Annotated in this window: 12 protein-coding genes; 2 read left to right on the plus strand and 10 right to left on the minus strand. The window is 61.2% G+C overall.

Annotation, left to right across the window (positions count from 1 at the left end):
• Nucleotides 1-43: 43 nt before the first annotated feature.
• A complete protein-coding gene (locus J5J83_RS05565) occupies nucleotides 44-1504 on the minus strand; it encodes a 2-hydroxymuconic semialdehyde dehydrogenase (protein ID WP_212346408.1) in 1461 nt (486 codons plus the stop codon).
• A 690-nt stretch (nucleotides 1505-2194) separates the two neighbouring features.
• Here J5J83_RS05565 and J5J83_RS05570 point away from each other — a divergent pair.
• Both J5J83_RS05570 and J5J83_RS05575 read left to right on the plus strand, forming a co-directional pair.
• Nucleotides 2195-3331 carry an FAD/NAD(P)-binding oxidoreductase gene (locus tag J5J83_RS05570; protein WP_212346410.1) on the plus strand — a complete coding sequence of 379 codons (1137 nt, stop codon included), beginning with the start codon at nucleotides 2195-2197 and terminating at the stop codon, nucleotides 3329-3331.
• Entirely contained in the window at nucleotides 3328-3768 is a 441-nt protein-coding gene (locus tag J5J83_RS05575) for a group II truncated hemoglobin (RefSeq protein WP_212346412.1), read from the plus strand. The genes J5J83_RS05570 and J5J83_RS05575 overlap by 4 nt, the downstream gene beginning before the upstream one ends.
• Before the next feature lie 131 nt (nucleotides 3769-3899).
• On the opposite strand, the gene J5J83_RS05580 is transcribed toward J5J83_RS05575, so the two are convergent.
• The 9 genes from J5J83_RS05580 to J5J83_RS05620 form a co-directional block, all read right to left on the minus strand.
• Complete coding sequence (locus tag J5J83_RS05580; RefSeq protein WP_212346413.1) at nucleotides 3900-4523, minus strand: response regulator; 624 nt, start codon at nucleotides 4521-4523, stop codon at nucleotides 3900-3902.
• Nucleotides 4520-7411, minus strand: a complete 2892-nt coding sequence (locus tag J5J83_RS05585; RefSeq protein WP_212346415.1) for an ATP-binding protein — start codon at nucleotides 7409-7411, stop codon at nucleotides 4520-4522. Before J5J83_RS05585 ends, J5J83_RS05580 begins: the two co-directional genes overlap by 4 nt.
• A 194-nt stretch (nucleotides 7412-7605) precedes the next feature.
• Nucleotides 7606-8982 carry an outer membrane protein transport protein gene (locus J5J83_RS05590; protein ID WP_212346418.1) on the minus strand — a complete coding sequence of 459 codons (1377 nt, stop codon included), beginning with the start codon at nucleotides 8980-8982 and terminating at the stop codon, nucleotides 7606-7608.
• Nucleotides 8983-9053: 71 nt separating this feature from the next.
• Nucleotides 9054-10070 (minus strand): 2Fe-2S iron-sulfur cluster-binding protein, encoded by a 1017-nt coding sequence (locus J5J83_RS05595; protein WP_212346421.1) that lies wholly within the window; start codon nucleotides 10068-10070, stop codon nucleotides 9054-9056.
• A gap of 76 nt (nucleotides 10071-10146) precedes the next feature.
• Nucleotides 10147-11133, minus strand: a complete 987-nt coding sequence (locus J5J83_RS05600; RefSeq protein ID WP_212346424.1) for an aromatic/alkene monooxygenase hydroxylase subunit beta — start codon at nucleotides 11131-11133, stop codon at nucleotides 10147-10149.
• Nucleotides 11134-11187: 54 nt separating this feature from the next.
• Nucleotides 11188-11502, minus strand: a complete 315-nt coding sequence (locus J5J83_RS05605) for an MmoB/DmpM family protein (RefSeq protein ID WP_212346427.1) — start codon at nucleotides 11500-11502, stop codon at nucleotides 11188-11190.
• 162 nt (nucleotides 11503-11664) lie between these two features.
• Entirely contained in the window at nucleotides 11665-12000 is a 336-nt protein-coding gene (locus J5J83_RS05610) for a Rieske 2Fe-2S domain-containing protein (RefSeq protein WP_212346429.1), read from the minus strand.
• Nucleotides 12001-12043: 43 nt separating this feature from the next.
• Nucleotides 12044-12310 (minus strand): toluene-4-monooxygenase system B family protein, encoded by a 267-nt coding sequence (locus J5J83_RS05615; RefSeq protein ID WP_212346431.1) that lies wholly within the window; start codon nucleotides 12308-12310, stop codon nucleotides 12044-12046.
• Between the two features lie 66 nt (nucleotides 12311-12376).
• Nucleotides 12377-13882, minus strand: a complete 1506-nt coding sequence (locus tag J5J83_RS05620) for an aromatic/alkene/methane monooxygenase hydroxylase/oxygenase subunit alpha (protein ID WP_212346432.1) — start codon at nucleotides 13880-13882, stop codon at nucleotides 12377-12379.
• Between the last annotated feature and the right edge of the window lie 324 nt (nucleotides 13883-14206).

Consider the following 14206-nt stretch of genomic DNA (forward strand, 5'->3'; position numbering starts at 1 on the left):
GTGAGCATCGCAGTCGCAAGATCGGGACGCGCAGTAGCTTGATTCATAGCTTGATGCACACGTTGCGCGTCTCGGTGTAGAACTCGAGCGAATGCACCCCACCCTCGCGGCCGATACCAGACTGCTTCGAGCCACCGAATGGCGTACGCAGATCGCGCAGGAACCAGCTGTTGATCCAGGTGATGCCCACTTCGACCCGCGCCGCCATCCGGTGCGCACGGGTCAGGTTCGTGGTCCAGATCGTGGTGGAGAGGCCGTAATCGGTGTCGTTGGCGAGATTCACCACCTCATCCTCGGTGTCGAAGGGACGGATGTGGCAGCACGGGCCGAAGATCTCTTCGCGCACGACCGCCGCCGTCTCGGGCAGACCGGTCCAGATGGTGGGTTGCACCCAGGCGCCTTCGGCAAGCTCACCGGGCATGTCGGGCACACCGCCGCCGGTCACCACGGTCGCGCCCTCCTCCACCGCCCTAGCGTAGTAGGACAGCACCTTCTGGCGGTGCTCCTGACTGATCAGCGGCCCGTAGTTGGCGTCGTGATCTTCAGGACGGCCGAACTTGACCGCCTCGGCCCTGGCCTTGAGCGCGGCGACGAACCGGTCGAAGATCGGGCGTTCCACGTAGACCCGCTCGGTACCGAGGCAGACCTGTCCGGTATTGAGAAAGGCCGAGCGGAAGATGCCCTCCACCGCCGCATCGAAATCGGCATCCGCAAACACGATGCCGGCGTTCTTGCCGCCCAGCTCGAAAGAGACATCGCGCATGCCGTCCGAGGCCGCCTTCATGATCGCCGCGCCAGTGCGCGTCTCGCCAGTGAAGGTGATCGCATCCACCCCCGCATGGCGGGTCAGGTACTCCCCCGCGGAATCCGGACCGAAACCGTGCACCACGTTGTAAACACCCTTCGGGATGCCCACCGCGTTCATCACTTCGCCGAGCAGCGCCGCGGTGTGCGGCGACTCCTCCGACGGCTTGACCACCACGGTGTTGCCGCAGGCCAGCGCCGGCCCGACTTTCCACGTCATCAGCAGAAAGGGCGCATTCCACGGGCTGATCACGCCGATCACTCCCTTGGGCTGGCGGATCGCGTAATTGAGCGCACCGCGCCCGTCGGGCGTATCCATCTGGAAGGCCTCGGTGGGCACATTCTTGATGACATCTGCGAACACCTTGAAATTGGCCGCACCACGGGGAATGAACACATGGCGCATCACATGCGAGGGCTGACCGGTATCCGCCATTTCGGCCGCAACGAAGTCCTCGAAACGGCGGGTGATGCCATCGGCCACGCCATACAGCAGATCGACCCGCTGCTCGGTCGTGAGGGCGCCCCACTCTCCGCGCAGCGCGGCACGCGCTGCCGCGACTGCTGCATCGACCTCGGGCATCCCCGCCTCGCTGATCGAGGCAATCACCCGGTTGTCCAACGGCGACCGCTTGTCGAAGCGCCGCCCGCTGGCGGCACCGACAAACTCGCCGGCAATGAAATTCTCGATCTGGCGCATCCTCATCTCCTCCGTCCGCCCTCGCAGCTGCGCCTCAAGGGGCGGACTGCGGGACTGCGATTCATTCGATCCGGGACAGAGTCTAAGAAGCGGCAGAAATACCGTCCAATACCTTATTTCTGAAAACACGATACCTGGGGAGTATCGAGAGACACCCTGGCACAGCATGCTCAACGCGCGCACGGACGGCGGGCTCGGGCGAACTGCTGCCGGTGCGGCGGATCTGCGACCTTCTTGCCGCAACGGCGATCAGGGCGCGTGGCATTCAGTACCCATGTATCGATGCTCGTGCCTGGACGATCGGGTCAGGTGTTGGCTGCTTCAACGCTGCGGGCCACCGCGCCGGAAAAATGCCCGGAGAACGCGTCGGCCTCCGCTGCCATTCATGGCAGCAATGTCTGCCAGCCTGGCGCAATAGCTCCCGCAGGCCAGCAGGATCGACGACCGTCGACCTTCAAGCCATTGATTCATATGAACCAAGAGCCGACCTACCCGGTGGCACGCTTCTTGTTAAGAACGCCATATCCAGATCGGACACGCACCCGCCAGTCACAAGGCAAGGACGGACATGCACTTCAACCCGACACACCCTCAGCCCGTTGCACCCAGCGGCCAACAGTGTCCTGCCTGGCGCACGTGACGACTTTCGAAAGAACCTCCTCAAGCGCACTGATTTCCGAGCCCCGACGCATGACATCTCCATCCCGCATCACCATCATCGGCGCCGGCTTCGGCGCGCTCTCCTGCGTCCGCGAAATCCGCAAGCGCGACAGCATGGCCGAGATCACGCTGATCGCCCCCCGAGCCGAACTGCACTACCTGCCCGGCATCATCTGGATTCCGAGCGGCCTGCGCACGCGCGAACAGCTGATCGTCCCCCTTGGTAACTTTTTCCGACGCATGAACGTCCGCCACGTGGCAGCCGAAGTGACCGGCCTGCGTGATGGCGGTCGTGTGGTAACCACCAGCGCCGGTGACTTCCCCAACGACGGGCTGGTGATCGCCAGCGGTGGGCGCTTCATCAAGAAGCTGCCCGGGATCGAACACGCCATCACCCCATGCGAGGGCATTGCTGCCGCAGAGCAGATTCGTGATCGTCTGCAGGCGCTGCAGGACGGCACCATCGCCGTGGGCTTTGCCGGCAATCCGAACGAACCTGCCGCGGTGCGCGGCGGGCCGATGTTCGAATTCCTGTTCGGTATCGACGAACAGCTCCGGCGCGAGGGCAGGCGCGACAAGTTCGAGCTGGTGTTCTTCAACCCCTCCAATGAACCCGGCAACCGGCTCGGTCCGAAGGCCGTCAAGCACCTGCTCGCCGAGATGAAGCGGCGCGACATCCGTACCCACCTGGGCCACAAGATGAAGGGATTCGAGGCCAATCGCGTGCAGACCGAAGGCGGGTCGTTCCCGGCCGATCTGATCCTGTTCATGCCCGGCATGACCGGCAATGCCTGGTTCGACCAGACCGAACTTCAACGCTCTCCGGGGGGCCTGTTGCAGGCCGACGCGCACTGCCGTGTCGCCGGCACCGAGCATGTTTACGTTGTCGGCGACTCCGGCAGCTTCCCCGGCCCGGACTGGATGCCCAAACAGGCCCACATGGCCGACCTGCAGGCCGCAGCTGCGGCCGAGAACCTGGTGACAGGCTTGCGCGGCGGAACGCCGTGCAAGACGTTCAAGATTGAACTCATCTGCATCATCGATGCGATCGACCACGGCACGCTGGTGTTTCGCACCACACGGCGCCAGCTCATTCTGCCGCCGACCCGCCTCTTTCACTGGGTCAAGCGGCTCTTTGAAAGCACCTACCTGAAGAAATATCGATGACTACACTCCAAGCACACGTCACACCCTACGAAGCGCTGGGTGGCGCATCAGCCTTGCACCAGCTGGTATCTCGCTTCTATGAACTCATGGACACGCTGCCCGAGGCCTACGCCGTGCGCAAAATTCACCCGGAAAGCCTCGCCGGCAGCACCCGGAGCCTGTTCGAATTCCTGTCAGGCTGGCTAGGCGGGCCGTCCCTTTACATCGCCAAGAAGGGGCACCCACGATTGCGCATGCGACATGCCCCCTATGTGGTGGACCAGCGCATGCGCGACGAGTGGATGCTCTGCATGACGCAGGCGCTTACCGAGCAGGTGATCGATGCCGATTTGCGCGACGGACTCAACCATATCTTCTCCCAGATGGCCGATCACCTGATCAACACCGATGGCGGCTGTGGTTGCGCTGACGGTCATGGCCGAACAGTCGAACCGTAAGGCCTTGCGGTTCGAGCGCTACGAGCACACGCGTCTGCACCATCACTGCAAGTCAGCGGTTCAGGCGTGGAGCCAAAGTTTGGCCGAGTCGGCCATGCCGCTGTACAAACGTCCACCAGCGGCCCCCATGACTATTTTTTCAGCCGCTCAATGGCCAGCGTCAGTTCGGCGACCGACCGGAGATTCATCTTCGACATCAAATTGTGCCTATGAACCTTCACCGTGCTTTCCGTTACGCACAGGTCATAGGCGATGGCCTTGTTCTGCTTCCCCTGGGCGACCGCAAACATGATTTGCCTCTCGCGCGGGGTCAGGGTTTCGAAGCGTTGGCGCAGGGTTTCCGACTCGCTACGTTCGGTCGTCAGTTTGCTGACGCGCGAAAGCGCCACCGAAATCGCATCCAGCAGGTCCGTGTCATCGAACGGCTTGTTCAGAAAATCGATCGCGCCGGCCTTCATTGCGCGAACCGCAAGCGGAACGTCGCCGTGCCCGGTCACGAAGATGATCGGTATCTCGCGGCCAAGCCCCGCAATTTTCTCCTGCAGGGCCAGCCCGTCCAGACGGGGCATGCGCACATCCAGCACGAGACAGGACAGATCGCTCAGTGTGTCCTTTGCGAGGAACTCGAAGGGCGATGCAAAGACCTCCACCGCCATTCCGGCAGAACGAATCAGACTACTCAGGGATTCGCGAACCGACACATCGTCGTCGACCACATAGACCACAGGAATTGACGAAACCGGGTTTGTCGTCATGCGCTGACCGGAAGGTTGAATACGAAAGTTGCGCCCATGCCAGGTGTTGTTTCCAGCCAGAGCCTCCCGCCATGGTTTTCGATGATCGAACGGCTGATGGCCAATCCCATACCCAAACCACCTCCCTTGGTCGAAAAAAGGGCGTTGAAGATCGTCGCCTCGATCTCAGGCGGAATACCCGGACCGGTATCGTTGAATGAGAAGCGTGCCCCATCCAATGGGTCGGACACCACGGTAATCGTCAGCGTCCGGTCACGGGATGGGTGATCGCGCATTGCCTCTACCGCGTTGACGACCAGGTTGAGCATGACCTGCTGCAATTGAATCAAGTCGGCCTCCAGCCTCGGCAGATCCGGTGCGATCGACACATCAATTGCGACGCCGGCCTCGAGCAACAAAGTCTGCAGCATCAACAACAGGTCGTCGAGCATGCGCCTCACATCGACGACCTCGTGCTTGATGCCGCCCATGCTGAGAAAATTGCGGATGCGTGCAATGACCTCCCCCGCCAGGCTGGCGTCACGGTTCATCCGATTCAGTGCAGCGGCCACCTCGTCGAGGTCCGGCGTCTCCCGTGCCAGCCACCGTATCGCAGCCTTGCTGTTGGTAGTGATGGCGGCAAGCGGCTGATTCACTTCGTGGGCGATGGACGCGACCAATTCACCCATGGTCGTAAATCGCGAGACCCTGGCCAACTCCGCCTGGGTGGCCGCGAGAGCACTTTCCGCTTTCTTGCGGGAACTGACATCCTCGACAATGACCGCCAGTCGTGGGCCCTCCCGGTCGACCGCGGGAATCAGTGAAACGCTGACATTCGCCCAGAAGAAGCCGCCGCTCCGCGTTTCATAGCGCTTCTGTACGTGGTAGTTGTCGATGACCCCGTCGAACAGGCCATCGACGTTCCGCTTGGTCATCGCCCGTTGCGACTCGTCGCTGATATCGACAAAGGAAACGCCGACAATCTCCGTTTCGTCGTAACCGAGCATGCGTTGCAAGGCGGGATTGGCTTTCAGTATTCGTCCCGCCCGGTCTGCCAGCGCAATGCCAACCGCGGTATTCCTGTATAGCCCCTGCCACCGGCGCTCCGAGATCTGCAAGGCGACGAGGCCTTCCTGCAGCGACTTTCGGCTGGCGACCAGCCCGGCAGTCAATTCGCACACATCGGAGGCCTGGGAGTTGAGCTCCTTCTGGAGAATATCAACCATCCGCTTTACCGTTACCAAGTTGCGGACGCGCGCCCGCAACTCCTGCGGCGAGAACGGCTTCGTCACATAGTCCTGCACCAGTTCCTCCAGGAGCGTCTCGCGCAGTACGTCGTCGGCGCGTGCCGAGAGGACTAGAACCGGAATGTTCGGAAGGCGTCCGCTGGCACGCATCTCCCTGACGAACTGTTCGCCATCGCAGAAAGGCATCATCAAGTCGGTGATCACCAGATCCGGCGGGCTTTCCAGTACCGACGAGCGCGCCACCGCACCGTTCTCGGCGAGCGTGACGTTGTAGTCGTCGATCAATACGTCGTAGAGAAAATGACGCAGATCCGGGTTGTCTTCCACGACCAGGACCCTCGGGCTGCCTGGCTTGTCGCCCATCGCGGTCGGAACCTGCGGTTCGCTGTGATCGATCGTCTGAACGAAAGTGGCTGCCACCTCCTCACTTCTCTCCCGCACGAAGGCGCCTTTCGGGGCACGAATGGGCATCTCCACCTGGAAGATCGCGCCCCCGCCAAGCGCATCCAGCACTACGACCGTCCCGACATGGAGTTCCACGAACTCCTTGACGATGTTCAGACCCAGACCACTACCGCTGCCCGAAAGGGCATCCTGTCCCTGCGCGAAGCGCGAGAAGATCTGCTCTTTCATCTGCTGCGGGACACCGGGGCCGTTGTCCTGCACGCTCAGCAGGAAGCGACGATTCGCCACACGACCGATCGAGCAGCGAATGCGGCCGCCAGCGGGCGTGAACTTGAAGGCATTGGAGAGAAGGTTGGCCAGGATCCGCACCAGCTTCGCGCGATCGACATCCGCGTAAAGTTCGTCGGCACCTTCAATCAGCAAGGAGATCGATCGTTCCTCGGCCTCGGCAGCAAAACCGGCCGCCACCTCCCTGAGCAGGGCAGTCACATTGGCGCAGATATACGCCATGGGCATTTGTTGCGCATCGATCCGGGCCAGGTCAAGGAGGTTATTGACCTGCTGCAGCAACGACTGGGCATTGCGCTTGATTGTCGTCAGTCGAAAGCGCTCTCGCTCCCCCTGCGAAGGGGCTTCCTTCAGGAGTTGGTCGACCGGGCCCAGAATCAGCGCCAGAGGCGTCCGCAACTCGTGGCTGACGTTGGCGAAGAACTTGGTCTTGAACCCGTCGATCTCGCGCAGCTTCTCGAGCGCCAACTGCAGCTCGCCGTTCTTGCGGGTCAACTCGGCCTCGATGGCGATCTTTTCGGTGATGTTCCGCCCCTCCGGAAGCAGGAAGGCAACACGCCCTTCGTCGTCACGAATCGGTGTCAGGGAGAAATCGACGACGATGATCTTCTTCCCTTGGAGCTCGCCGTAGACTTCTATGTCGCAGCGCACGAACTCGCCCTGCCCGGCCCGGTCGACCATCGCCCTCACACGATTTCTCGACTCTTCCGAAACGGCCCACCAGCGAGCCTCCCAGAACGGCTTCCCGACAACATCATCCAGACCGATTCCCGCGCCCTCCAGAGCGGCCCGGTTGATCTCAAGAACAATGCCATTGACATCGAGAAGACCAAGAAACTGGTACATGGCGTCAAGGATGATGCGGGCGAGCTTTTGCCGACGAACCTCGGCGGTGTCGTCCGGGGCAAGCTTCACCCCTCTTACGGACGCTTGCGCGTCCGTGCTCGGAAGCATTGGATCAGTTCTCATCCGCACTCCATCGAGTCGCGTTGTTATTCGGAGATTGGGGCCTTTTACGGCAATTCAATTCAAGACCCCATCTACCGATCCGGGCAAGGCGGTCGCACCTCGCCATCAAGAGTCAAAACTGCATGTTCCTCTCCACAAAAAAAAGAGGCGAGCAAGCACTCGCCTGAACCATCGGAGGATGGGGGAACCGGACTTCAGAAGCTGTAACGCAGATTCACCGTAGCGTTGTCCTGGGCATGGGAAACCTTGATCGGGTCGGAGGTATTGGGGGGACCGGCGTTATCCATGGTTTCTTCGAATGCGTGGGAATAGGCAAAATCAAGCTTGCTCCGTTTCGAGAACGAATAGGTGAAACCGGCCGACAGGTGTCTTGAAGGAATTGCCGGAATCACTGCGAACAGCGTGGACCTGGACAATGCCTGGCTGGCCAGGCGCAAGCCGCCACGAACGGTCCATTGATCGTTGACCTCGTAGGCCGCGCCAAGCGACAGGATCGTCTGGTCCTCGTAGTTCTGGGGCAGGAGGATATTGATGTTGCCGCCGGCATCGGCGACAAAGGACACCTTGATATCCTTCATCACGCTTTTCCAGAAGACCCGCGACACATCGGCGGCAACCGTCCACTGCGGCGTCGGGCGGTGGCTGACGCCCAGATCGAGATGTGCGGGCATCTGGAAGTCCTTGATGCGGATCTTCCCGTCGAATGCAATCTGGCCCGCGGCGCCGTCGATCGCAGTCAGCGTCGCCCGCCCCTCCATGTCGTTCATCCGGCTCCTGAACGTGTAGGATGCCCCCAAAGTCGTCTCCGGTGCGACCCGATAGATTGTCCCGACTTTTCCGCCAAAGCCCCAGGAATCGACACCACTCGCCAACATCCGGTCCTTGGTCAGGCTGAAGTGGGCGCCCCGCAGGTCCGGCAAGCCGCCGAGGGCGCCCACCAGCGATCCGGACACCCGTCCGGCCCCGATCAGGCTACCGACCTGGTCGGCCCCCAGCAGCAGATCGAGGTTGAGTCCTTCCCACATCGCATCGATGCTGCCGCCTATCGTCACCTTGTCGCTGGCCTGAAAACTCGCGGCAAAGGGAATATTGAGCACCAGGAGACGACTCGAATTCTCCAGTCCGGTCGCGAGGCCGCCGGTAGCACGTGACAGAAAACTGTCATTGCCGTACTCAGTGCCGAGACCACCCTGGGCAAAAGCCCCGACACCGAAGGTCCACGGCCCGAAGCGTCTGGCGTATGCCGCCTCGGGTGCCACATACGGCCCCCGGTTATTGGACTGCGTTTCCGAGGACACGCGTTCACCGGTCGCCCGGTTTCTGACATCGATATCGGTTGTCACCAGATCGAGACCAAGCATCGCCTGCTCACCTTCCGGCATCAGCGACAGCGTAGCCGGATTGGTCATCATGCCGGCTGGTCCGACATCATGTGCCACGGCGGTGCCACCCATCGAACGCGAAATCGCCCCGAAGCCTTCCAGCCGGAAGACATCCGTCGCACACGCCGGGTGACTTGCTGCGGCCACGGCTATCCCCAGTGGCAATAAAACCATCATTCTTCTGATCATTTCCGTCATTTCCTCAGTTGTTGAGGTGCGAAGAACTTGAATTCCCCAGGACCTCCAAGACACAGCGCGCCTCAAAAGAAGCGATCAAAGTGGATCTGATCGAAGGGCACCCGGTGGCCGATCATCAGCATTTCTTGAAGGGCCTGGGTCATCGGCGGCGGTCCGGCAAAGTAGAATTCGTAGTTCGCCAGTTCAGTCGGGAGCAGACGCGCCACGGCGTCGTGCACATAGCCGATCTCACCGCTCCAGCCGCCTTCGTCACCTGGCAGCGAGACCACCGGGATGTAGACGATCTGCCCGTCGCGATGGTCGAGCGCATCGAGCATCGACTCACCGCAGACATCGCGAGGCGTCCGTGCGCCATAGAAGAAGTGCAGTTTCCTCCCGTTGAGCAGACCTGCCTCCGCTGCCCCGCGAGCGATCGAGATCATCGGTGCCAATCCGGAGCCGCCTGCAACGCAGACGATGTCACGTGGCGATCCAGTACGCAGGTAGGCCAGACCGTAAGGACCATCGAGACCGATCTCGTCGCCCTCGACCAGCTTCTCGAAAAGCACATGGGAGCCCTGCCCGTGAAGAACCCGGCGAATCTGGAAATGCCACTCCCGCCCTTCATTGGCTGTATTCGACAAGGAGTAGGCTCGCGAAGCGGCGAGTCCGGGCAGGTCGAGCATGGCAAACTGGCCCGGCAGGAATCTCGCATCGCTTTCCGAACGAAAGCGGAACTCCCGGATGTCGTGCGTGATGTCCCGCGTGCCGACAAGTCGGGCACGCTGTCGTCGGGGAAGGATCCTCGGCTGATATTCCGGCGCCGTCGCGGCCTTGATGGTTACCGGACCCAGAGCCCGGCACTGGCAGGCGAGGTGGCGGCCACGTTTGCGATCACGCTCACCCAAGCCCGGCGCACCCGGCCATTGGGTCTCTATCTCGCCATTCATCAGTTCGAACTTGCAGCCGCCACAGCCGCCGGAATTGCACTCGTACGAAAGGCCCAATCCGGCGCGCAATGCCGCACGCAGGATGGTGTCTCCCTCCGCTTGCTCGAATACCGAGCCGTCCTTCTCGTTCCGGATGGTTGGTTTGTCCATATGAACACCAATCTCTAGGTCGAGCTTGACCCGCGCCGTCAGGTGCCGGCCAATCCTCGAATTGCTGAAAGACTGCTTAGAGTCCCAGTGAACGACGGAAGTCGCGTGTCGCCGCCTTCGCCTCTTCACTTCCCCCGGCCACGTCAGGCAACGTGGCGCAATAGGCATCGATGGCTTTGTCCGCCAACGGCTCCCACCTGGCGATCCAGCTCTGGATCAGTTCCAGGTTGCCCGGGTTTTCCAGCGCCATCTTGACGAAGACAGCAATCCACCTGCGATGGCGGGCCGCATCGATCAACTGTGCGTCGGTCAGCAGGCCGAGCAAGGTGTCGCCGTTGTGGCGGGCGGACTCGCCCAGCTTGCGCAGCACGGCCTCCTCGATGGCCGGCTTGGCCACCAGGTTGAGGACGACGATCGCCTCGCCCCAACCCCACACCGTCAGCGCCTTTTCCATGAGTTCGCGAAAGCCCTGCCAAACCGGATCGGTTTCCCAGTACATGCGCTCGTCGACCGCGAACCCCTTGTCGGGAAAGGCGTTCGACAGCTCCCGGGTGCGATAGGCGGTGTGGCTGAGCCAGCGAAAGCTGTCGGCCATCTGGAAATAATTGCAGTTCGTTATGGTACTGGCCGGCGAAGTCTGCCCGACGTAGGCGGACGCCATCTGAACGGTATGGAACAGGTAGCGGGACGGCGTATAGAAGCGCGCCAGCGTTCCCGCCCAGCGCGCGTCGAGCGCAAGGTCGTGTTCGCGCTCGTTGAATTGATCGAAGAGGCCGAAGACGTACGTCTCCTGTCCGTCCTGCATCATGTTGTAGGTGCGGTAGACCACCTCTTCCGGGTCGCGGAAGACATTCCAGTCCGGGTGCTTGAGCGCGGTACCGAAGGTGTTCTTCTTGTACCAGGCATTCATGAACATGTCGGGATCGAGCTCGTACGGCGCATTTGCATCCCGATCGTTGTAGTGCAGGTTGGCACTGACGATCTCATATTCACTCGGCTTGCGACGGCGCGCAGCGAGATGGCTCCAGGTCTTGAGCGGCTTCAGTATTTGGACTTCCGACATTCTTGTCTCCTCTCTTTTTCAGGTCTTGGCAGGCCGCTGGCACTGCTCCGTGGCCTAAACTCTTTTCACGAAATAGAAGCGGACTGAGTTGTCACCGCTTTCGATCTGCCCGGCGAAAGAGCTCAGATCAACTTCCAGATCGTTCATCTTGAACGGGCGCCCCAACTCCTCCTCGATGGTTTCCCGGTGCAGCACCATCTCGTGTTCGGTGTGGATGCGGATATAGGCCCGCTTGTCCTCGACGAAGACCTCCTTCCCCGGGTTATCCACCTTTGCCGCCTCGATGACCGCCATCGCCAGGTCGCCGGCACGCATGACCGGCCCGACCAGATTGTTGTGATAGGCCTGCGCGGAACTTGTAACGCTCATTGCTTCCTCCTCGTTTTCCTTCAAGTCTGGCCCGCCCAGCCGGCTCGCCAGTCCGTAAGAACATGGCACCTGGACCCGCCCCCTGGCCCCGGCGGGTACGTTCCGATCCGACTTGTCCTCTCCACATCTCGTGCCCTTGTCCGAATGGAAGGGCAAGCGATCTCAGGTATGGGCGAACAAGGGCTCGACGCCTTCGGTGTCCACCAGGACCTCGTCTCCGTCCACCCTGACCGGATACTCGGCAAGGGCGCAGTCGTCCGGGTTGATGCCTTTTCCGGTGCAGGCATCGAACTGCCACAGATGCGCCCGGCAGATCACCTTCTTGCCGTCGAACTGGCCTTCCACCAGCGGAATATCCTGGTGCGGGCAGATGCCCTGGAACGCCTTGATGCCGCCCCCTTCGCCGCACACCAGCAGGACTTCGTGGCCGTCGACGCTGAACGACTCCATTTCCCCTTCCCAGAGGTCATCGAGCGTGCATACCTTCCTGAACCCCATGTCTGCTCCTGTCTCTTGTTATGGGCAAATCGTCCGCAAGCACTCAGTGCTTCGGTGCCTCCCAGATGATCTCGACGGTTTCGGTCGGCTTCAGGCCAGACTCGGAAACCTTCATCGTGCGCGGCAGGAAGTCCTCGCTCCCTTGCCGACGCACCCGCAGGATCTGCCCCGGACGCGCCCGGACGCGCCGGCCGACCGAATGCACAGCAGCTGCCGCGGCCACTTCGTCCATGCTGAACTCACTATCGACGGCAACGAGCTGCAGCACGAAGTCGCCTTCAAAATTGGAAGTAATCGGAAACAATGCCATCTCTGGACCCTCCTGAATTCTCTGGAAACCTGCATCGATCGACCCCGGCTCGCGGGGCCACCTCGATCAGCCGGCCTTCTTCGCCGCCCGCAGCGCGCGATACACCTCGGCCCACGCGTAGTTGTGCGCGTCATCTCCGCACTCACCCGGCGCGATGTTCATGTAATTCAACGCACCGCCCAGATCCATCGGCTGGATCATGCCGGCGAGGAAGCGGTCGACCACGCTCAAATGCCCGGCGTAACGCTCCGGCTCCTGTTCGAAGCACCAGCGGTCGACCTCCGAGCCGAAGTGGTACAGACGGCCTTTGTACTCGAGCGGGTAATCCTTGACGTTCCACTTCTTGCCCGGCGTACCAAGGATTGGCAGCTGGCACATGTTGCAGACATACGGCAGCGTCTCCGGATAGGCCATGGCCATGTTGCCGTCCACCACGTTGTCGATGATGACGTCCCAGCACTGCCCCCAGGTGTCGTTCCAGCCGGGATATTTCTCTTCGAGCCAGGCCCGTTCATCCGGCGTGACACCTGCGGCCGGATTCCACCACACCGTCGGCCGCCAGAAGTACGACCCCATGTGCATGCCATGGTGGGTTTCGCTCAGGTCGGCCAGGAACTTGTCCCAGTACCATGGCAAGTCCAGCCCCATGTCGGTCAGGGAGCGCTCGAACTGGGCGACGATCCACTCCTCCATGAACTCCTTGAAGGATTGCTTGCGATGCTCCAGCGGCGTGTAGTAATCCATGATCGGGCCGGTAAGCACCGAGAACAGCTTCCAGGCCCCCCACACAGCAATGTCGACACGCTTCTGGGCCTCGGCCTTCTGGCCGTTCTCGATCAGCACCTTGAGTGCCGGGCCGCCGATCTGCGCATGGCGGGACTCGTCGGTCTGAATACTGGAGATCAGGTTGGCGAAGGTGTGATCGCCCGCTTCGGCCGCATCGGCCGCCAGCCCAAGGAACTGCATGTTGGTGAAGCCGGTCTCGAAGCTGAAGGTCAGCATGATGGAGACGCTGATGGCGTCCCGCGTCATCATGATGTCGTCAAAGAAGTGACGCGCCGCGATCATCGCCCATTCGTTGGTGTCGTAGGCCTTGAACGCCCAGTCCATCTGGCGGTCCTTGGCAACGTGCTCGTGGGGAAAATACAGTTGCATCTGACCATGGCGGATTTCGTCCAGGCAGCCCAGGGTGGCCATATTGCGCATCCCCGGAGCCTTGGAAAAACGCATCATCCGCGCCTCAGCGCTTGCCGCCGCGTATTCGCCGCGGGCAATGGCCCCGTAATGAGCCTTCATCACCGATTTCCAGCCCGGATCGGCGTTCTCGAAAATACGGCTCCGCTCCAGCGCCGCCTTGACGGAATAGGCACCCGCGTCCTTGTCACGCTGGACCTTCACGTATTCCGGATAGGTCTGCTTGTATGGCTCGTCGTACTTTTCCCAGGCATCCTGCGGCAACCCGAATGCACCGGACATCAGCGGCGGAAACAATTCGTCTTCCGTCACATGGGCAGGCGACCAGTTCGTGGTTCTGGCCAGGTCATACCAGTCCATCCTGTTTAGCAAAGCCATCTTTGTCTCCTTATCCGCGGGACTCGGTGTCCCGCATTTCCCGCGCCGAGGCGATCTCCGTCGCCCGATTCACCCAGCGAATCCAACTGCATGGTCAGTTCGCGTTGAAGTGAAGATATTGGGAAATCGATAAGACGAGTATTAGACTTTGGTTTAGACGGGGTGCTTGCCCGGGTGAGGATTGACTTGACACCGGCGAGCCGCAAACCGGACAAATATGCCGATTGTTAAGTGCCAGACCTGGAGAAGCTGAAACGCCTCCACGCTGGCCCGCATCACACCCGGCGCTGCTACACTGCAGACAGTCGCCCCTTTGCTGGAGCC

Source organism: Azoarcus sp. L1K30 (genome assembly GCF_018122735.1).
Taxonomy (GTDB): Bacteria; Pseudomonadota; Gammaproteobacteria; order Burkholderiales; family Rhodocyclaceae; genus Parazoarcus.